18 protein-coding genes and 1 tRNA gene are annotated in these 19115 nt (G+C 55.7%); 9 read left to right on the top strand and 10 right to left on the bottom strand.

Annotated features, from left to right (window positions below; all coding sequences use genetic code 11):
- Nucleotides 1–30 precede the first annotated feature (30 nt).
- From ACR3EJ_RS13070 to ACR3EJ_RS13060, 3 genes are all read left to right on the top strand, one after another.
- On the top strand, nt 31–903 hold the full coding sequence (locus tag ACR3EJ_RS13070; RefSeq protein ID WP_170539633.1) for a LysR substrate-binding domain-containing protein: 873 nt from the start codon (nt 31–33) through the stop codon (nt 901–903).
- Between the two features lie 72 nt (nt 904–975).
- The gene (locus tag ACR3EJ_RS13065; protein ID WP_170470158.1) at nt 976–1512 is read left to right on the top strand and encodes a dihydrofolate reductase family protein; all 537 of its coding nucleotides are present in this window, start codon (nt 976–978) and stop codon (nt 1510–1512) included.
- Nucleotides 1509–2081 carry a TetR/AcrR family transcriptional regulator gene (locus tag ACR3EJ_RS13060; protein WP_170539636.1) on the top strand — a complete coding sequence of 191 codons (573 nt, stop codon included), beginning with the start codon at nt 1509–1511 and terminating at the stop codon, nt 2079–2081. The genes ACR3EJ_RS13065 and ACR3EJ_RS13060 overlap by 4 nt, the downstream gene beginning before the upstream one ends.
- A 372-nt stretch (nt 2082–2453) precedes the next feature.
- On the opposite strand, the gene ACR3EJ_RS13055 is transcribed toward ACR3EJ_RS13060, so the two are convergent.
- From ACR3EJ_RS13055 to ACR3EJ_RS13010, 10 genes are all read right to left on the bottom strand, one after another.
- Nucleotides 2454–3533 carry a hypothetical protein gene (locus tag ACR3EJ_RS13055; protein WP_170539639.1) on the bottom strand — a complete coding sequence of 360 codons (1080 nt, stop codon included), beginning with the start codon at nt 3531–3533 and terminating at the stop codon, nt 2454–2456.
- 167 nt (nt 3534–3700) lie between these two features.
- Nucleotides 3701–3982 (bottom strand): HupE/UreJ family protein, encoded by a 282-nt coding sequence (locus tag ACR3EJ_RS13050; protein ID WP_480422957.1) that lies wholly within the window; start codon nt 3980–3982, stop codon nt 3701–3703.
- A 1089-nt stretch (nt 3983–5071) separates the two neighbouring features.
- Nucleotides 5072–6493, bottom strand: a complete 1422-nt coding sequence (locus ACR3EJ_RS13045; protein WP_170539645.1) for an AMP-binding protein — start codon at nt 6491–6493, stop codon at nt 5072–5074.
- Entirely contained in the window at nt 6486–7331 is an 846-nt protein-coding gene (locus ACR3EJ_RS13040) for a hypothetical protein (protein WP_170539648.1), read from the bottom strand. The genes ACR3EJ_RS13045 and ACR3EJ_RS13040 overlap by 8 nt, the downstream gene beginning before the upstream one ends.
- Nucleotides 7328–8659, bottom strand: a complete 1332-nt coding sequence (locus ACR3EJ_RS13035) for a hypothetical protein (RefSeq protein ID WP_480422955.1) — start codon at nt 8657–8659, stop codon at nt 7328–7330. The genes ACR3EJ_RS13040 and ACR3EJ_RS13035 overlap by 4 nt, the downstream gene beginning before the upstream one ends.
- Nucleotides 8656–9756, bottom strand: a complete 1101-nt coding sequence (locus tag ACR3EJ_RS13030) for a BtaA family protein (RefSeq protein ID WP_170539653.1) — start codon at nt 9754–9756, stop codon at nt 8656–8658. The genes ACR3EJ_RS13035 and ACR3EJ_RS13030 overlap by 4 nt, the downstream gene beginning before the upstream one ends.
- A complete protein-coding gene (locus ACR3EJ_RS13025) occupies nt 9749–12205 on the bottom strand; it encodes a PEP/pyruvate-binding domain-containing protein (RefSeq protein WP_170539656.1) in 2457 nt (818 codons plus the stop codon). Before ACR3EJ_RS13025 ends, ACR3EJ_RS13030 begins: the two co-directional genes overlap by 8 nt.
- Complete coding sequence (locus ACR3EJ_RS13020) at nt 12202–13113, bottom strand: UbiA family prenyltransferase (RefSeq protein ID WP_170539659.1); 912 nt, start codon at nt 13111–13113, stop codon at nt 12202–12204. Before ACR3EJ_RS13020 ends, ACR3EJ_RS13025 begins: the two co-directional genes overlap by 4 nt.
- On the bottom strand, nt 13110–14375 hold the full coding sequence (locus ACR3EJ_RS13015; protein ID WP_170539662.1) for a hydroxymethylglutaryl-CoA reductase: 1266 nt from the start codon (nt 14373–14375) through the stop codon (nt 13110–13112). The genes ACR3EJ_RS13020 and ACR3EJ_RS13015 overlap by 4 nt, the downstream gene beginning before the upstream one ends.
- Before the next feature lie 522 nt (nt 14376–14897).
- A tRNA-Ser gene (locus tag ACR3EJ_RS13010) sits at nt 14898–14987 on the bottom strand.
- A 123-nt stretch (nt 14988–15110) separates the two neighbouring features.
- Between ACR3EJ_RS13010 and ACR3EJ_RS13005 the strand changes: the two genes are divergently transcribed.
- From ACR3EJ_RS13005 to ACR3EJ_RS12980, 6 genes are all read left to right on the top strand, one after another.
- Nucleotides 15111–15953 (top strand): DUF2059 domain-containing protein, encoded by an 843-nt coding sequence (locus tag ACR3EJ_RS13005; RefSeq protein ID WP_480422952.1) that lies wholly within the window; start codon nt 15111–15113, stop codon nt 15951–15953.
- On the top strand, nt 15953–16759 hold the full coding sequence (locus tag ACR3EJ_RS13000) for a DUF2059 domain-containing protein (RefSeq protein ID WP_170470180.1): 807 nt from the start codon (nt 15953–15955) through the stop codon (nt 16757–16759). Before ACR3EJ_RS13005 ends, ACR3EJ_RS13000 begins: the two co-directional genes overlap by 1 nt.
- 209 nt (nt 16760–16968) lie before the next feature.
- Nucleotides 16969–17580 (top strand): 50S ribosomal protein L21, encoded by a 612-nt coding sequence (locus ACR3EJ_RS12995; protein WP_170539672.1) that lies wholly within the window; start codon nt 16969–16971, stop codon nt 17578–17580.
- Nucleotides 17581–17591: 11 nt separating this feature from the next.
- A complete protein-coding gene (rpmA, locus tag ACR3EJ_RS12990) occupies nt 17592–17861 on the top strand; it encodes a 50S ribosomal protein L27 (RefSeq protein ID WP_010440093.1) in 270 nt (89 codons plus the stop codon).
- A gap of 95 nt (nt 17862–17956) precedes the next feature.
- Nucleotides 17957–18565 carry a LysE family translocator gene (locus ACR3EJ_RS12985; protein ID WP_170539675.1) on the top strand — a complete coding sequence of 203 codons (609 nt, stop codon included), beginning with the start codon at nt 17957–17959 and terminating at the stop codon, nt 18563–18565.
- Nucleotides 18562–19098, top strand: a complete 537-nt coding sequence (locus ACR3EJ_RS12980) for a GNAT family N-acetyltransferase (protein ID WP_170539678.1) — start codon at nt 18562–18564, stop codon at nt 19096–19098. The genes ACR3EJ_RS12985 and ACR3EJ_RS12980 overlap by 4 nt, the downstream gene beginning before the upstream one ends.
- Nucleotides 19099–19115: the final 17 nt, after the last annotated feature.

The raw sequence follows: 19115 nt of genomic DNA, 5'->3' as shown, positions 1-19115 counted from the left end.
CAGCGTTCAAATTTCTTATACAACGAGGGTATGCACCGTCACTTTCATCACCATGACCTTCTGCGGCTGTTTGCCGAGATTGCCCGATATTCGAGTTTCTCGGATGCTGCCACGGCCCTGAACATGACCAAAGGCGCGATCAGCTATCAGATAAAGACGCTTGAGACTGACTTGGGAATGGCCTTGTTTCGGCGCACGACGCGCGGCGTCACGCTTACGAATGACGGGCTAAAGCTGCTGGTGACTTGCCAATCCAGGTATGAAGAAATTGAATCCGGTATTTTGGCATTGAAGGGGAAAATCTCACGGTCTCTGACCGTTGGCGTGTCCACCTATTTCGCGGCGCGCTGGCTTTCTCCCCGCCTGATGACGTTCATGCAACGCCACCCGGATGTGCAGTTGCGCATTCAACCGATGATCGATTTCTCTGATCACGAGATGCAGGATGTTGATCTGGCGATCAGATGGGGAAACGGTGAGTTCAGTCACGGCAAAGTAACCCGCTTCATGCCGATGTCGCCCTATCCCGTTGGGAATGCCTCAGCGGCCCGAATGGTTGCAGAATCGGGAATAGATGCCTCCATATCACAACTCATCTTGCTCAGAGATCGTGATGACAGCAACGCTTGGTCCGATTGGCTGATCGCGGCACATCTGCCTCAGCAATCGCGGCAGGATGTATTGATCGTTCCTGATCCCAATGTCCGGGTGCAAGCCGTCATCGACGGGCAGGGCATCGCCTTGATGGATGACCTCGTGTCGGCTGATTTGGAGGCGCAACGGCTGTTCCGGTTGTCCGATATTGAACTGCCCGACTACGGATACTTTCTTGTTCAGCCACATAACACCGTTGCGACGGAGGCCGTGGCCGCCTTCTCGAAATGGGTGACCAACCAATCCTGACCACGTTTGGCTTGAACATCATCGGTTTGAAATTTATACGCCGTATAAATTAAGGCTTACGGAGGCACCGATATGACAACTGGGCACATCATGATGGCCATGAGCCTCGATGGTTTTGTTGCAAGACCCGACCACGCGCTTGACTGGCTGAACAAGCAAGCGACGCATAACGAAGATCACGGCTTTGCAGAGTTTCAGGGCCGGATGGATGTGATCGTCATGGGGTCGGGATCGTTTCGCACGGTTGTGGGATTCGGGGAGTGGCCATACTCCATCCCCTGCATCGTGATGAGCCGCACTATGACTGACGAAGACGTTCCCATGGAGCTGCGCAGCAGGGTTGAGGTTTCAACGCTTGAGCCGAATGTCCTATTCGCCTCTTTGCAGAAGCGCGGATTGCAACGGGCCTATGTCGATGGTGGCGCGGTTATTCGATCGTTTATCGAGGCGGGTCTTATCGAAGACATGAAGATTACCATCGTCCCAATCCTTCTTGGTGATGGCATCCGGATTTTTGGTTCCAACGACAGGGACATTGATCTGGAACTTGTGTCCTCAACACCTTTCCCTTCGGGGCTGGTGGACCTTGAATACAAGGTGAAACGGTGACCAAGGTCGTTTCAGTCGGACGGCCGGTAAAGTCGTCGCAAAAGCTCTCAAAGCAACTGATCCTCAGAACGGCGCTGCCGATCGTTCAGAAAGGCGGCGTTGAAGGGCTGTCATTTCGTGTGTTGGCTGAACAACTGGGCGTCACCCCGATGGCAGTCACGTATCACGCAGGTAGCAAGAAGCAGCTTTTGAGCGATCTGGTTGAGCTTGCATTCGAGGGTGTCCTGGATGACATTGAAGGCGACCCTCCGATCAAACGGGCCCGCAGCATACTGGCGACCTACTACGGGTATGCGTTGAAGAACGCTAAACTTCTGCGCGCGATCCTCAACGACGTGACACTCATGAGCGAGGATCTTGTCCGTGTCGCGGTAGAATTGAAGACCAGCACGGACCAGCTGAAGAATAGCGATGGCGGAGATGTCCTTGTTCACCTTCTGATCGACTATGCGCATGGCTTTGTGCTCTCCGCATCCAGCGGAGAAAACAATCCGCTCACAATCGACGACTTTCTGCGCGGTGTTGACTGGATTCTGAATCAAGCAGCCGGAATGAACGAGGCGATCTAAGATGAAGAACATCTGTGCGGTGCGCCAGAACACCTTTGAAGACGTAGACATCAGTATCTACGCAATAAGATCTCGGTACTTGCGGGTGTTTCCGGTTCGGGAAATTATTCGCTGGTTGAATTCACTGTGGGGGATGTTCTGCACCGGCGGCGAATGTCTAGAAAGCAGAATACCACCACAGCATCTCAGCTGGCTGTTGGATGTCACCATAGGACGGTTTTCGGTACATGTGAGCTCGGGCAGAGTGCGGAATTCGCCGCGTTTCCGCGAGGCACATTACTGAACACAGATCAAACATTCGATAAAGTTAGGACATTGATTGATCTACAGTCAGAGCGTGAGAATTCGGCAAGAAACCAATTTTAGTTCCGATCAATCCTTGAATTTTGCATCCACAATCGCAGCGAGAACAAATCGCGTTGCTGGATCAATTTCGTCGCCTTGGAGAAGGCTTTCGAATTGATGGTTTAATGCCTTTGAATGCCAGTTTTGCATGGTCGTTGCGACGCGGGCAGCCAAAGACGCGTTATTAGCCATGGCCTCAGAATACAAACCAATGATGTATGGTCTATATTCCGGATGAACGGTGCCGCCATCAGCCAATGCCCGAACAAGTTCCTTGATGCTTGGATGGTGCACATGGAATTGCCCGAGTGCCTCTCCGATTGCGCGGATTGCTTTCATGCCATCGACTTCAATCCCGGCAAGTGCCCATTCATACACATTTGATCTTTTTGATCGTAAAACCTCCGCAAAGTTGGACCTAACAACCGCAGCGGCCTTTTCGTCAGTCTGCAGGCCCAGTAGCCGGATGGAAACCGGTATGTAACTGACGCGATCAATTCTGCCGAATTCCTCCAAAAGCTGGCTTGTCTGAACAGAGGTTTTTAGGGGGTGCACGAGTTGATACGGTGCCCGATGTATCTCGATCAATGCGACGTTGCGCAAGACCGGATCTGGGTGTGACAGGTAGTTGGCCAAAAAAGCTATTCGGTCCTGTTTAACGGATTTTGTGGAAGGCCAGAACGCTGCAGCCTCTCGCAAGCGATTTACAAATTCGGCTCTTTCAGGCGTCATCAGAAAAATTCGCGTCCAACGCCGGGATATAGCGCGGCCAGCGCTATCCCGGTCAATAGAACCGTAAGTGAAGAGCACAGTCTTGTCGGGATCGGATTGCAGCGCGCGCCTTGTCACACTGTCGATCAGGAACGGGATCTCAGGTAGTCTACCAATTTTCCGATCATTTTCTTTCCACACTTGTACTGGTGCGAACTTGAAAGGATTGTCTGGCTGAGGTCGCGCGAGGACGATGAAATCTGCCGAAAGAATATGGTCCGCAACAGAAGCTTCCGGTAGTTCGATGCAAACCGAACATGCGTGCAGCGACCGGGGCCAAGCCACGACACAGAAAAACAGACAGAGAATGGCCATCAACAGCGGAAGATGTGGCATCCAATTGATTTGCTTCTCCGCACTCGACATAAGAAACCGTTCTACCCCCTAAATCCCTCAACACGTTCAACCCGCCAAAACTGAGCCTATCAGATAAATGGTCACCGTGTTTAGAAATTGCCGTTTCTCTGCTTTGATCCGTTCGAATGCCGGAGAAAGCTTCGTGATCAACTCGCCAGTGAAAGGATCCCGGCAACAGACATGATTTGACCGATTTCTACACCAAGGTTGAACCCCAAACGAGAAACAAATTTGTCTCCCTCTGGTAGCCCGATTTCATTCAGAGCACAGGCAGAACCCAGGCCGTGTAGAAGGCCACAAGAAAATGAGACAATCCACGGCCATCTCTCTGACATACGCAAGTGCTCGCTATCGCATTTTTGCAATTTCAACTGCAAGAATGACGATTGACAAAACGATGACAGCTTCCACAGGTGGGGAAGGGACATGGATCAAATTCAATTAAGCCAAGGCCAGTGTAATACTATTCGCGAAGGTAAAGGCGGTGATAGCACCAAGTATGGTCCGTTTCACCCCGCGCTCTGCTAGTTCGCGCAGCGCTACATTTTATACTTGTAGCGAATGGCGATAACGGGGGCGACCACAGCAGAAAAAAACACCACGCTGAATGCCTCTCATGGGCCGCGAATAGATCGTGGAATACGAGACAGGGTTCTATGCTTCAGGAGTTCCTAGGTTGCTACGAGCCCATCCCAGTCTTTGTATTTTTGTGCGGCGCGTTCTCAAAGCATGAATTTGCTACATCCGCAGGATTTCCATCGCTGCAACGCAACGCGGGAATTTCAGGCATGTCTAGACAGACACCATTGATGGCCTTGTTGAAGATAACCTACCATTCTCCGAAATGCCATGCACTTGAAAAACATCCTTGGCCAGATCCCGACCTACGGTCTGTAATGTCATTGGCTGGCTCCTTTGCTAGCAGTCGGTAACATCTGGACTTTGGCACACTCGATGCCGGTGGAGCAGAAGCCTCCCACCTCATCCGGTTAGGGCCGCATGAGAGCTTTTGGAAGAGGCGCGCGGACTTAAGTAGACATGTTTGCTGAAACTCAAAAACTATTTTGAGATATCTGGATACTAACCCATCTGTTGTCTAACGGATAGTGCACCGATAGCGATTGACGCTTCGCACCGCTGACAAAGGCATGCACTAGTCTTAGCAAAGTAGCGGAGATACAGGGATTCGAACCCTGCGTGGGCTTGCACCAACAACGGTTTTCGAGATCGTTTTTGACATCTATGCAGAAATCGTCACATCAATAAAACAAGGGCTTTGTGGCGGCAAAATAAGCAGGCACGGCACAGAAAGCGGGTAGGGGCGTCATAGGAAAGCGTCATAGTGATTTCGGATGAGCGAACTTCTTCAGTGGTTACCGAAAGCTCATTAAGGTTCCGTTGGACGGAAAGCTGCCATTCACCGCGCGAGCGAAGCCCCATTTCTCGCCTTGCGAGCGCAGACACTCAGGTTTGAATTTCCCGACCAACTGAGAACGGTTCGTTTTCGCCCCATTTTTTTAGGAATCCAAGATACGTATAAGTTTCGCGCGATCGACTTTGGAGGCGTGACGCTTGTCCATAGGGATGTTATCTATCGAAACAACATTTGGAACGCCAAAACCAAGCGCAGAATTACTCCACTCCTCGAAGTGATCCGGGGATCCTTGAACGCAAAGCGCCGGGCCAGCATTTGTGTTGACAAGAGCGCACTGATCCACGCCCGGCCAGTACTGTGCAGCGACTTCGATAGCAAAGGGGAAAAGCGTACCTGAATCGCCTTCGATTTCGGACCCGACCCGTCCCCACAACCATAAACGCCCGTCATCATCGAGCGTACCAGCGTCACCGGTCCGGTGCCAAATGATGCCATCTTCCCTGACCTTGTTTTCCTGTGAATGGACCGGGTCCAAGTATCCGCCACTCACATGCGCGCCGGAGACTTGAATCTCATTGTCGCGAACGCGGAGCGTGACGTCGGGCACTGCGTATCCCACCAGAAGACCCTTGCCACCAGCCATTTGCCAGCGATCCTCATCAGAGACGTCTTTTGCCTTAAGATGGGCAATCGGCTCAGCCTCGGTCGATCCGTAGACGCACACAACTGAAAGTTTGTGCCGGGTTCTCAACGCCTCCACCATGTTTGGGAACACCGGGCCGCCGCCGGTGAACACCGTGTGTAACGGCCCGGTGTTATCGGATTGAACCAGTTTTTTGCATAGTGACGGCGGGATGAGGGCGCGTGTGATCAACTGTTCATGAATCCAGCCTTGCATCTGATCGGGCGGCAAACGGTCCAGCTTGCCGAGCTTCCAGTTTGGCAAAATGCTTGTGCGCCCGGCCGCCAGGTTGATCAGTGTGAATACTGGGAAGGCAACAAGATCGCGCTCGGCCTTGTCACTATCCAGGAGTGGCGCGATTGCATCGTGCTGTGCCGTCAGAAACGCGTGTGAGCGTGGAATGGCCTTTGGTTGACCTGTCGTCCCGGACGTGAAGGAAATGAGCGCGATATCATCCGGCTGAACGCTGAGTGCTGGCGGGTTACGGCGGCTTTTTCCCGGCTTCAGAAGTGGTAAAGCCCAAAGGTCCGGAAGCAGCAATTTCAGCCAAGTAAACGCACTGGCAGCGCAGAATGCCTTGGGCTTTGTGGTCCGAATGGCATGGCGCAGACCGGCCAGTCCCACGGCCGGTTCCGGTAAGACCACGGTGGCGCCAAGGGACCATAGGGCGGCCAGACTTGCATAAAGGTCCGCGTTGACAGGCATCGCCAAAAGCACACGATCACCTGGCCGGATGCCCTTGTCCTGCCACCGACCTGCCAAGTGCTGAACGCGCGTGTGCAGGGTCTGAAAACTGATCTGGCGCCCCTTGCCGTCCACTATGGCGGTCCTGTCCGGAAACCGTTCAACCGCAGCCGAGAAATGGGCGAGCAGGTCAGCCATTCAGCTTCTGCCCAAGCAGAGAATAGCGCCGGAAAATCGTCGCGCCTTCCGTGGCACTGCGGTCGGCCGAGGTGTTGTCATCATGGATCAGCGCATGAATGGCGGTCTCGTATCCCATGCTGAATGCCGTCTTGTGAAACCTGTGTGCCAGATGCCGTCCGGCGCCCGGTTCGAGACTTGCATAAGTCTTAAGGATTGCGGATGTCGGATCGGGGCCCTCGGCATAGTTGGGAATGCCGAATAGAAACCCGGCCAATGTTCCGTCGCGGCGGCGCGCAAACAGAATCAGGTCGCGCTTCATCATCGGCACGACCGGCATATACATTGCCAGGAAATCCGCTTCGGAAATTGGCTTATAGAACGCGTTGTTTGAGAATGCCCGGGTTGAAAGTTCGAATACCTGACGGAACAGGGCCTCGGGGTCTGTTCCGTCCCACTCTTCCACCACGAACCCATCTGTTTCCGGCGGTGCCGACCCGGCGGCGGCCTGCAGCGGCACCCGGGCCGAGAAGTACTGGCTGATCTCTGTAAAGCCTGCCGACCGGAACACCTCGGGCTCATGAGGTTTGTTGCTGGGCTCCATCAGGAACGGAGCGGACCCGTCGCTGTCTGAAACGAACCGGTAACTGTGCCAGGTATCGCCCGACATCGGCCAGATGATGCGGTCGAGGCCCGCGTCTTGCACCCGCTCTATCCCTTTGAGCAGGATTTCGGCACCGGCGTCGGGCGATTTGCAGCAAAACTCGCCGAAGGTCGCAGCGGGAATGCCGTCCCAGTTCGGGCCGTTCAGATAAACGGTCAGCTTTGCATCCGCTGTTTTTATGGTCTCTTTGGTCATGAAACGACTCCGGCAAAGACCCCTGCGCCAAGGAAACCCGCCATGGTCCAAATGTAATAGATCAAGGGCAGGGCAAGGGCCAACAACGTCAACCTTAGCACCCGATCCTTTTCGAACCAATGCGGTCGAATCAGCGGCAGGGTGGTAGTGCAGAGCAATGAAATGAGGGCCAGATTCGTCAACGGCTCGGCCCAGTTCGATTGTCCAGAATTCTGGGCAACAGCCCAAGTCCGAATGAGAAACAGGGCAGCAGCCGCCAGCGGTACCACAATAGGAATGGCACGCAGCGCCACAGCAGTGAGCCCCATAGCCAATCCCATCGCACTGAGACCAAAAAAGGAAATCGCATCCCATCCCGTCGCATTTCCCATCGCAAGCCAACCGAATCCCAAAAGTCCCAAGGCGGCTATGATATCCAGATCGGGGTACTTGCTGTCACAAGGAGAAGCGGTACGCGCCCAGCCGTGTGCGGCAAGAACCATAATCGGCAGTACTGTGTTCTGCAGTTTTGCGGCGGCCAGCAGCAAAAAAACGGCGACAACATACACACGGGTCGCATGTTTGGTCAGACCCAGCTTGGTTCCCACCATGCCGAAACTGGCGAGGGCTGCAAAGAACATGGCGGCCAACAGGGCGAGCTCCGCCAAAGAGCTGTGATAGTGGCCGTTCAGAAAAATCAACAAGCCAAGCGGCAGGAACAGGTTGTCAAACCCCCGCCAACTTTGCGCCTCGACCAATGTGCCAAAGGCCGCAACCATAAGACACAACATCATGATGTTAGATGGCGGGAGTTTCGACAAGAATAAGAAGCAGATGATCGCAACCAATAGCGTTACGACAAAAAACACCACCGACCCTTCTAAGCTCTTGTCGCCATCTTCGACCACGTAGCGTTTGGTTCCATACGTGGTCCCGGCAAGTGCAGCCGCGGCGTCCGCCAGTGTCAGAACGGCGATTGGCAGTATGTAGAATAACGTATTGTCCCGGGCCAGTAGGAAGCAAAGCCCAACCGACATGGCAAGCAGAAAGTCACCATAGGACGTACGCTCCACGCCATGCAGAGCCGCGCCCAAATCGGATGAGAAACGCGGCAGGCGTAGCACCACCATCACCAAGACTGTGGCCGCAATCAGCATGTAAACCGGCCAACGGTCGGGAAAGAGCCAGGGCAACAGTAACGCAAAGAGGCCCGTGCTGACATGCATCAACTTGCGCTGCACTTCGGCAGTCACGCCCGCGGTGTGGGCCAGTTGGCGTATGACCATCATAACGCCGACAAGAGCCAGCACGGACCCCGCTGCCAGCAGAATCTGCCCGAGAACGGTCACGGCTGAACCTCTTCGACGACGAAATCCGAATAGAAGAATGCCATGTCGCGGGCTTTCTGCTGCGTTTCAATGTTGGTCAGTGTTTCTACCTGATCCTTGTATTCCTGCGGAACCCGCCGAGGTGCCATCATGTTCCAATAAACCAGCCGGGCGTGGGGCTTTGCGGCGGCCAGGATGGAGCCGTAGACTTGGGGGAAGGTCTCAGGCGACATGTATTCGAAGATGTCGGACAAGTTGAATCCGCTGGCTTTTTCACCGGTCGCCACAAAAGCCTCGAGCGACCCAAGGCGGATATCCAGACGATCCAGCCGGGACCGGATCGTCTCATAATGCTCGGGACGCCATGCCATCGGCAGCGCATCGCCGTGATCGCCCTTAAGAATCCAGTGCAGATAGGGATTTTGCGAAGGATCGATGGTGACCCCCGCATGGTGGATGCGGCGGGCAACATGTTGGGCCGGGCTGCCTTCGACATGGTCGAAGAACGCACTGTCCCGCCCCATTCGCCCCATGACGAAGCGAGAGAAAAAAATGTTCAGCAAAAGCCGCCAACGGACTGTGTTGAACCGTTTGTCGAAGAAAGTCTGCCGCTCTGCGGGCGCGCGGGGAAGGAACACCGCGTCGATGGTTCGGCGGGAATGCACAAGTGGCAGCAGCCAGGTCCGAAAGATGCGAAAATAGCGCTCGAACTTGCCGACGCCGCCGATACCGTGTTTTTCAACATCCGGGGTCAAGGCTTGCCAGAAAGCGCGTGTATCGGCATCGGTGGCTTTCAAGACCCGGCTCAGCAATGCGCCCCGTCGGGTACTTGGGCGCGAGCCGGTGAGTTCGATGAATTCGGGATGGGACAGCACCTGATAGGCCGCGATCCTGAGGTTTAGGCACACGATCTGGGTCGGTGAAAGGTCCAGAACAACAACGCGTGCGGGATCGAGTGTCAGCATCGCCAGCGCATTGTCACCGGCCGAGCAGATGGACACCAATGTCTTGCCCGCACAATTGCCCAAGGCGGAGGTGAGGACGTCTGCGTCCTCCCACAGTTGGGCATAGCGGATATGGTCGAAATCCGCTTTTTTCTCAATTTCGCTGCTACCCATCGCACCGCTCCACCGCGCCGCTTGCCCCGTCGACCGAGATCATCTCGCCATCTTCGATCCAGCGCGTGGCACCTTTCAGGCCAACCACGCAAGGAATACCCAATTCGCGCGCGACAATGGCCGAATGCGACAACAGCGATCCCCGTTCAACAACGATGGCGGATGCGTTCGAGAATACGGCGATCCAGCCCGGGTCGGTGTGCCGCGCCACCAGGATGTCACCGGGGTTCAGCGCCTCGGTGCGTGGGTTGCGGATCACTCGCGCGCGCGCCTTGATCTGTCCGGCGGAACAACCTGTGCCGTGCTTCACCCGGGCCGTGTCGGCTTCGACTTCCGCACTTTCGGGCCAGATCAACGTGATCGCGGGGCCACGAATTTCAATGCGTTCCGGTGGGTCGGGGCGTCGGGACGAGGCTTCATCCTCCTGTTTTCGCCGCGCAACGATGCCTTTCAGATCAGGCGACAGGCTGTAGCCTTCTACAGCTCCGAGAACCTCATGTGTTGTCAGGAAAAATACATCCTTAGGTGACGAAAGCAGATCGCGCGCGGAGAATTCCCGGCCGATGCCCAAAAATACGCACCGCGCATAACCAAAGATACGCGTGCGTTCAAAGCGCAGGTTTTCACGGTCGCGCACGCGCGCCTTGGTCCAGCCCAAGATCCATTTGGCCAACTGCCGTTTGAGGGGGTTTGCCGGAAACATCGTCTGCCAGTCCGGTTCAAAGCCTTCCTGACGCTTGGACGGGGGACGTTCGGCGCTGGCTGCAATGGCCAGCAACAGGCTGGTCGGATCGTCGTGCAGCGGAACGCTTTCCAGCTTGAGCTCTTCGGTGCACCGGTCGCCAAATCTCTCAAGATACGCATCGACCTCGGCTTCGATTTGCGGGTGCCCTGACAAAACCGACAAATGCGCGTTGACCTTTAGCGGCTTGGCAAGACCTGCCTGCCGTACCAGCGCTCCCATTCGGGCGATGCGTTGTGCGGGTTCAGCCGAAACGATATCGCCTTGCCCGATCATGAGGTCATTATGCAGGGCCAGGCCGTTTTCACCCAGCCACTTTTGCAGCAGGTTGCGCGAGCCGCCAAAGGCAATCATGCACAGGAAATCGTTGATCAGCGGGGCGTCCCAACGATCCAGCAGGGTGCTTTCAATGCGCCGATATTCCGCTGCCAGTTCGGTAGCGTTAGAGGCGTCGACGTCCAGCCGCGTCTGCAATATATCGTTCAGCCTGCGGTAAAAATCGCGCCGGGCCCGCGGCAGTCGGATAGCCTGCCAGATCAGGCCGCCCACAACCTTGGCCAGTTTCGCGTAATCCACGACCTTGCGCCAGCCTGTGCTGGGGGGCGGCGCAAGCGCATCCGTGACCTCACGCGGCATCGGTTCAGAAACGCCCATCATCGTTTCCATATAGTCGCGGTTCAGCGAAAACCCGGGCAATAGCGCCAGCGCGCGATACCAGTTGATCAGATTGTAATAGGCACGCCCGTCCACCCGCCCCAGCAAATTGTCAAACACAGTTGCGTTCCTGGCAACCGTGTGCCGGGACACACCCAACAGCCTGACGAAAGCGCGATACACCTGAGAATACACATACAGGGCAAAGGAATAGGTCAGCGGGCTGACAATACCCGGATAGCTTTCGACGATATTGGAATTGTCGAAAATAGTAAGAGTCTGGTCTTCGAGCGGCGCAGGACGCAGGGCCGTAGTGATCGGGCGGGCCTGCAGAATATGAAGCCCGTGCGCATCAATGGCCCACTCGATGTCCTGAGGTGATCCGAACAGCGTTTCAGCCTTTCGGGTAAGGGCTGCGATGGATTGCACCTCAGGCACGGTCAAATGTGCGGGGGTGTCTGGTGCGCTTTCCGGTGCGCCATCCGCACCGATGACCCAGTCTTCTCCGTCCGCTTCACCTGACACAAGCTGTTCTGCGAGGCCATCAATGGCCGAGATCACGACCACATTGCGCCGACCACTGACCGGGTCGGCGGAAAATGCGACACCTGCCGCCTTTGCATCGACCATGCGCTGTACGATGATCGCAGGGGCCTCGGCCTCGCCACCGGATTTGACCGCGCGGTAGGTTTCGACCGTTGTCGAGAAACCGGATTGCCAAACCTGCTTGGCCGCCGCGATCACATTTTTGCCCGAAACGTTCAGAACCGACTCGAACTGTCCCGCATGGCTGTGGTCCACGCCATCTTCGGACCGGCCAGAACTGCGCACCGCGTAAAGCCCGGGCCCGAGTGTTTCAAGCGCGGCGGTCACAGCCGATCGCAGGCCCTTTTGCGCGAAGGGGCCAGATCGCCCCATGCGAAACGCGTCATTGGTGATGACAAAGAACGCGGGCGCGAAAAATCCGTGCTGCGTCAGATGCGACAGGGCCGCCGCTTTACCGCCGACAACTGAGGCATCTTTGGCAGCCGCTTGGGCGACAATGAACTTCATGCAACGGCTCCGATCAGGAAGGGCAGGAAACCAGCCGTGGCGTAGCAGAAGAACACCCACAGGCCGGACACAGTGTCCATCCGGTTCTGGGCATTCACAGTTGGCGCCTGACTGTAACGGAATGCGGCAACCCCGCAGGGAACCAGCGCCAGCGCGCCGATCAGGGCACTTGGCCATCCGACTCCAGTGGCGTTGCCCGTGCCGACAAGAAGCGCGTAGGACAGCAGGACGCAACCGATCCAGATACGACCTGCCAGACGCGGCCCCCATAGGGCGGAATAGGTGTCGACCCCAGTAACCTCGTTTTCGGGTGCCCACAGCTTGCGCCCGATCTCGAGGACGCAGCCATTCACAAAGGACAACGCCAGAAACAGCCACAACGAGGGCGCTGCCCCGCCTGCTGGCAGCCATTCGAGGCCGGTCAGTAACAGATCAATCAAGGGCATGATCGCCATATGGCTGAGCAGGTACCGAACCCGCCGGGCCTTCAGCCAGGCAGGGACACCGAATTCGACCGTCATCGCCGCGAGCCAGATCCAGACCGCGCCCAACAGCCACAAAACCGAGGGGTGCCAGAGCCAGGCAGCGGCAAGTGCCAGTGGGATGGTCAGCAAGCCCAGGCTCAGAACCTCGCCCGGAGAGACCAATCCGCGTGGGATCGGCCTTTCAGGACGGTACCGCCGGTCGTCCTCGGCGTCCTTGAACTCGTCACAGACCCGTATCTGGAAGAACAACGCCATGGCCAGCACAAAACCGGCGGCAAAGGCTGGCCAGTCGGGCAGGGGGCGGTCTGCCAGACGGGCGGACACGCAGATACTGGCTGCGGAAAACACTAACAGCAGAGGGACGGTTTTCTTCAGCGGAAAACGCTCGGATTGATAAACCCAGAATCGGTTCTGAATGCTCATCTGTGACGGGCCAGACTTTCATGGGCGCGGGTGAAATGGCCCGCTGCAATCGCTGCAACGATGGAGATTTCACCGCTTAGGCATGTGGCGGCGGCAACTTCGGCCAGTGCCGTGCCACACCCGTTACCTCTGAGACCCAGTATGTTCAGCGCCGCGGCCTGACTGGGCAAACCGGTGCCGCCACCCACCGAGCCGACCAGGATATTCGGAAGCGTGACCGAGCAGAAAAGGTCGTCACCCCTTGGTTCCATCCGCGTGACGCCCATCGCACTTTCGGCGACGCAAGCCGCGTCCTGGCCCGTCGCGATATAGAAAGCCGCCAGCCCGTTGGCATAATGTGCCTGCGCCCCAAACTGGCCTGACAGATGCGCCCCCAGATTGGCGACGCGGCCATAGTTCAGCATCGCCTCGACCGTTGTGCCCAGTGTCTTTTCGACAATATCAGCCGGAAGCGTGACCGAGGCGCTGACCTTGCGCCCACGCCCCGTCACCAGCCCCAGAGCCGAGGCCTTTTTGTCACCCGAGAAATTACCTTCAATATACCAGTTCTCAATCGTCACAGGGCAGCTTTCAGCGATTGCGTGGCACAGGGCATCGGTGGCGATTGTCACCATATTCTGACCCGCCGCATCGCCAGTGGTATAGCGGCAAATCAGGAACACGACATTGGTGTCGATGAACGGTTCCACCGATACAAGCTTACCATGACGGGTTGTCGCTTCGGCCGCAGATTTGAGCAGGTCGATATTTGTCACCACCCAATCCACAAATTGCCCGGCCTTCAGGAGGCTCTCGAACACAAATGCCGGAGTCCGCAGAACGCCTTCGTACAAAACAGCTGTACTGACACCGCCCGACCGGGTGGCGGCGTAAGCGCCCCGGGCGTAAGACGCGACCAGCGCTGCTTCGGTTGTTGCGAGGGGGACATGAAAATCGCCGTTTGCGTTCATTCCGTTCAAGCGCAGGGGACCAATAACCCCGACAGGCAGCTTAACCGTCCCGATGAAGTTCTCGATATTGGTGCCATAGGTTTCGGCGTCTTCGATGGTTGCCAAATCTGCGATCTGTGCTTGATCCTCTTCACTGGCAGTCGGTTTCAACTTGTCCCAGAAGCGTACGACCATCTCTTTGGTCGGCTTGCGGGACGGGCGCAATGTTGAAAACTCTGCGTCGCTTGGCGCCATCTGCTGGGGTATCTGGTCGGCGTCAAATCGTGCTTTTATGCGTTGAAGCATTTCCCGAACGTGAAACGGAATTACCAAGAGTACACTCCAATAGATTTTCCGCAATCAGCGGTTACAACCAAAATCTGATGTGTGTTCAAGTTACTAGTAGATCGCCTAATGACCAGCCAAATTTTCCTTTATCAAGTATTTGACCCGAAAGGGTCTCGTATATGTTGCGGACGATACTTCGTTCTGCTCGATAAGCGTGTCTATTGCCACACCAAACGCAGCCCAGGAGAACCGAACACTCTTGGGAGCTAAGCAACAAGGGTTCAAACTTTAGCCGGTACCCATTCAAAAGTTTAGTTGCTTGAAGTGGTGATACAGAGACAAATATGATCTGTCGCTGCTCCGCGGGCTATGGGAATGATCGAACGTACGGTGTGTGCCGAATGGGCGCTGTGAAAAGGGGCGCACTGATCTCTGCAGACATATTTGCTGAAACAAAAGCTATTTTGATTGCCTGGAAACAGACCCATCTGTTGTCTAACGGAAAGATCATCAATAGTGACCGACGCTTCGCGCCGCTGAACAGAGTAGGTGGAGGTCTCTGCAAAGTGGCGGAGAGACAGGGATTCGAACCCTGGGTGGGCTTGCACCCACAACGGTTTTCGAGACCGCCCCGTTCGACCACTCCGGCACCTCTCCGCGGGGGTCTGTGAAGGGGGGATTTAGTGGTGAACGGGCAGGGGCGCAAGTGGAAAATTCCGGAATTTAGTGATCCTGGGATTTTCCATTGCCAGAGACAAGAAAACTCCTAGGCTGATGGGTATGACCTACCATCTACGCCAGTTTACCATCAGTGTTATACTTCTGCTTCTTTCGCTAGGTGCCATGACGGCGCAGTCGCATGCCGCCAGCCGAGACCAGATTGAGGCATTTCTGACCACAACAGGGTTTGACGTTGCGTTGGAAAGTATCGCGCATGCGTCTGCCTCGGCCCCGCAAATGCTGGGAATTGACCCCGACGGTTTCGGTTCAGATTGGACGCGACTGACTGAAGAAGTATTCGATACAGAACTCATGTACGATACCGCTGTTTCAATCCTCGAGCAGACGCTCAGCGACGAGGCGTTGGACCATGCTGTGACATTTTATGCATCCGCGCTGGGGCAAAGACTCGTCGTTGCCGAAAACGCGGCTCATTCGGATGAAGATGATGATGCCAAGCAGCTTGCGGGGCGGGAAATTGTGTCCGAGCTCATCAAAAATGGATCTTCCCGCGTCGAAAGCCTGAAACGAATGAACCGCGCGGTAGATGCAAGCGGCACTTCCTTACGTGCACTGCAGGAGATTCAGGTTCGGTTTTTGATGGCGGCCAGTGCGTCCGGCATTATCGACTTGCAACTCAATGGGGATGAGCTGCGTGAAATGATGCGCCGCAACGAAGGCGATATGCGTCGATCGCTGCAACTGTCTGCATTGGCCGGTGCGGCTTACACCTACCAGGAATTCTCGGATGATGATGTCGACGCCTATGTCGAGGCTCTGGAACAGCCTTTGATGCAAGAGGTGTATGAGCTGTTGAACGCAATCCAATACGAGATCATGGCAATGCGATTCGAGGTCTTGGCGGCCCGCATGGCCGAGCTTCGTCCAGCGCAGGATATCTGATGCGCGTTCTCGCCGCCGCGATCTTGTTGGTCGTATGGGCAGTGCCCTTGGCAGCCAATCAGCAGGCTGAACGGTTGATGCAGGCCATGCATTTGTCGGATTTCCTGGAAATTCTAAGCGAAGAGGGCTTGGCCCAAGGGCTCTCGATTGACGAGTCGATGCTGGGCGGAGCGGGAGGGTCGTATTTTCAGGCTCAGGTTGCTGAATTGTATGATCCTTCATCCATGTACGAACGCCTTTCGCAATCGGTTGGGCGCATAATGACCAATGCACAATTGGAACAGTCTTCGATCTTTTTCGAAAGCGATCTTGGGCAGAGCATTGTTTCTCTTGAAAATTCAGCTCGGAAGGCTCTGGCGGATGATACGATCGATCAGATGGCGCGAACGGCCTATTTTGAGAGTGATCGTGAAGACATGTTTTTTCGTCTGGTGGACGAGTACGTGCAGGTTAACGACTTAATCGAACAGAATGTCCGGGGAACCATAAGTGCAGACTTCAGTTTCTACCGTGGGCTCGCCTCGGGGCAGAACGGGTCATTGGATGAGGCATCCGTGTTGGATGAATTGCTGTCCCAACATGAGCAGACCAAGGCAGAAACGACGGAATGGATGTACTCATTTCTTCTTTTAGCCTATCGGCCTTTGAGTGAAACGCAATTGCGCGAGAACATTGCCTTTTCGCGCACGGATGCCGGACGCGCCCTAAACGCTGCTTTGTTCAAGAGTTTTGACGAGATGCTCAACAGCATCTCCTACCAGCTTGGCCAGGCCGTTGCGCAGGCAATGAGCGCCTCAGATCTTTGATCCCGGTTTTGGGTTGACTTTGGCAGGCAATGCTTGGATAAGCGCGCATCCCGGCCGGTTTTCCGCGCCGGGTATCGTTATTCTTTGATCCGATAGCAACGCGCTAAGGGTCATCCACTCTGCCCGAAAAGGGCGCGCTGTTCGAGGTGGCGAAAGCCAGAAACACCCAACCGGGGACCACAGAACGCGGTTAGACAAAGGAAAGACGCATGTTTGCGGTCCTCAAGACTGGCGGCAAGCAGTACAAGGTTCAGGCGGGTGATATCCTCCGCGTTGAAAAGCTGGCTGCCGACGCAGGTGAAAAAGTTCAATTCAACGATGTTCTGATGCTGGGCGGTGACGCTCCGGTTGTTGGTGCACCTTTCGTTGAAGGCGCAGGCGTACAGGCCGAAGTGATCGAACAGATCAAAGGTGACAAGGTCATCAAGTTCGTCAAGCGCCGTCGTAAGCACAGCTCAAAGCGTACCGTTGGCCACCGTCAGAAGCTGACTCTGGTCAAGATCACCGACATCCTGTCGTCGGGCGCTGACAAGTCGGGAATTAAAGCCGCAACCGGATCTGCTCCGGCTGGCGAAGCGGCACCTGCTGCAAAGCCTGCCAAGAAAGCTGAAGCCAAAGCAGAGGCACCCGCCGCTGCTGCTGCTGACGATCTGACCAAGCTGAACGGTGTCGGCCCTGCCGCTGCCAAAAAGCTGGTTGAGGCCGGTATCGAGAGCTTTGCCGCTCTGGCCGCCTTGTCGGATGAGCAGATTGCTGCTATCGACACCATCAAAGTGAAACCCGAATGGGTTGAGCAAGCCAAAGAGCTGGCTCAAGGCTAAGGAGAGAGAGAATGGCACATAAAAAAGCTGGCGGTTCCTCCCGTAACGGTCGCGACTCAGCAGGTCGCCGCCTTGGCGTGAAACTGTATGGTGGCCAGGCAGCCATCGCAGGCAACATCATCGTACGTCAGCGCGGCACAAAGTTCTGGCCGGGCGAAGGCGTAGGCATGGGCAAAGATCACACAATCTTTGCAACTGTTGATGGCGCCGTGAAGTTCCATAAGGGACTTAAAAACCGCACCTTTATTTCGGTCCTGCCAGTGGCGGAGGCCGCAGAGTAAGCCGAAACCCAGAAGGTTTAAGAAAAATTCATGGGGGACCGGCACAAAGTGCCGGTCCCTTTTTCGTTTTAACGCAGTCGTGATCACCAGAGCCGATGACAGTCGCAACCACCAGTTTCCTGATTTTTGCCGCCTCGCAGGTTGGCACACCGGGACCAGCCAACATGGTCCTGCTGGGAACAGGTGCGCGTTATGGGTTTCGGTCGGCGCTGCCGTTTGTAGGCGGGGTCATTCTGGGCAAGCAGTTGATCATCTGGCCGGTTGGTTTCGGACTGATGCAGGTGGCCGATCAGGCGCCGCTGGTGTTTGAGGCGCTCAAATATGCTTCGGCTACCTATATTTGCTGGCTTGCGTGGAAAATCGCCAATCTGCGGCTTTCTCGCGGTCAAACGGATAAGCAAGTGCCCGGATTTCTGGCGGGGTTAATTGTACACCCGCTTAATCCCAAGGCCTGGGCGATGATTATTGCGGGCTTCACTGGATTTGTGGCCGCAGGGACACCGAGTTTTGAGGCGACTCTCACGATCGCTCTCTGTTTGTTGATCTGCCAGATCGTGTTGCACCCGATTTGGACATTTGCAGGAGATCGAATCGCCCATGCGGTTGAAGGTCGGCCTGCCGAAAAATATCTGATGTGGACGTTAGCCAGTTTGACAGTTGCGTCCGTACTTTTTGTGTTGTTCGGAGGAGGAACGCACTCATGAAACTTGAGGCAATAATAAATCAGCCGGTCATTGAAACCGAGCGGTTCGACCTACGCCCCCTGCGCCGGTCGGATATGGGACTAATTGAGCACTACGCCGGCGATGAACGTGTCGCGCGCATGACCACGCGGATCGCCCATCCGCTGCCGCCCGGAGCTGTCGAGGCGTTCGTAACACGCGCCATGTCGGACGAGCGGGACGAGGACGTTTGGGCGATGGATGCGACCAAAGATGGCGGGCCCGAGCTGATTGGCTTGATTACGCTTGAAAAGCTGGATCGCAATCAATCCGAAATCGGCTATTGGGTCGCGCCGGTTTATTGGAACACAGGCATTGCATCTTTGGCTGTTGAAACGCTGGTCAAAGCCAATCCGCTGGAAAACGCGACCATGTTCGCCAGCGTGTTTCAGGACAATCCGGCCTCAGCTCGGGTGCTGACTCATTGCGGGTTCCAGTATCTTGGCGATGCGGAAACTTATTCGGTGGCGCGCGATGCGAATGTGCCCACCTGGACGTATACAAAGAAACTCTGACTTGTGGCCGATGGGGC

The organism is Ruegeria sp. AB11 (genome assembly GCF_056536325.1).
The sequence above is the reverse complement of the archived record's forward strand: the minus strand, read 5'-3'. Positions and strand labels throughout refer to the sequence as shown.

Bases quoted from the DNA above. Each gene is read 5' to 3' on its own strand.
- ACR3EJ_RS13070 (WP_170539633.1), top strand. From the start codon at position 31: ATGCACCGTCACTTTCATCACCATGACCTTCTGCGGCTGTTTGCCGAG.
- ACR3EJ_RS13065 (WP_170470158.1), top strand. From the start codon at position 976: ATGACAACTGGGCACATCATGATGGCCATGAGCCTCGATGGTTTTGTT.
- ACR3EJ_RS13055 (WP_170539639.1), bottom strand. From the start codon at position 3,533: ATGCCACATCTTCCGCTGTTGATGGCCATTCTCTGTCTGTTTTTCTGT.
- ACR3EJ_RS13050 (WP_480422957.1), bottom strand. From the start codon at position 3,982: ATGTCCCTTCCCCACCTGTGGAAGCTGTCATCGTTTTGTCAATCGTCA.
- ACR3EJ_RS13045 (WP_170539645.1), bottom strand. From the start codon at position 6,493: ATGGCTGACCTGCTCGCCCATTTCTCGGCTGCGGTTGAACGGTTTCCG.
- ACR3EJ_RS13040 (WP_170539648.1), bottom strand. From the start codon at position 7,331: ATGACCAAAGAGACCATAAAAACAGCGGATGCAAAGCTGACCGTTTAT.
- ACR3EJ_RS13030 (WP_170539653.1), bottom strand. From the start codon at position 9,756: ATGGGTAGCAGCGAAATTGAGAAAAAAGCGGATTTCGACCATATCCGC.
- ACR3EJ_RS13025 (WP_170539656.1), bottom strand. From the start codon at position 12,205: ATGAAGTTCATTGTCGCCCAAGCGGCTGCCAAAGATGCCTCAGTTGTC.
- ACR3EJ_RS13020 (WP_170539659.1), bottom strand. From the start codon at position 13,113: ATGAGCATTCAGAACCGATTCTGGGTTTATCAATCCGAGCGTTTTCCG.
- ACR3EJ_RS13005 (WP_480422952.1), top strand. From the start codon at position 15,111: ATGACCTACCATCTACGCCAGTTTACCATCAGTGTTATACTTCTGCTT.
- ACR3EJ_RS13000 (WP_170470180.1), top strand. From the start codon at position 15,953: ATGCGCGTTCTCGCCGCCGCGATCTTGTTGGTCGTATGGGCAGTGCCC.
- ACR3EJ_RS12995 (WP_170539672.1), top strand. From the start codon at position 16,969: ATGTTTGCGGTCCTCAAGACTGGCGGCAAGCAGTACAAGGTTCAGGCG.
- rpmA (WP_010440093.1), top strand. From the start codon at position 17,592: ATGGCACATAAAAAAGCTGGCGGTTCCTCCCGTAACGGTCGCGACTCA.
- ACR3EJ_RS12985 (WP_170539675.1), top strand. From the start codon at position 17,957: ATGACAGTCGCAACCACCAGTTTCCTGATTTTTGCCGCCTCGCAGGTT.
- ACR3EJ_RS12980 (WP_170539678.1), top strand. From the start codon at position 18,562: ATGAAACTTGAGGCAATAATAAATCAGCCGGTCATTGAAACCGAGCGG.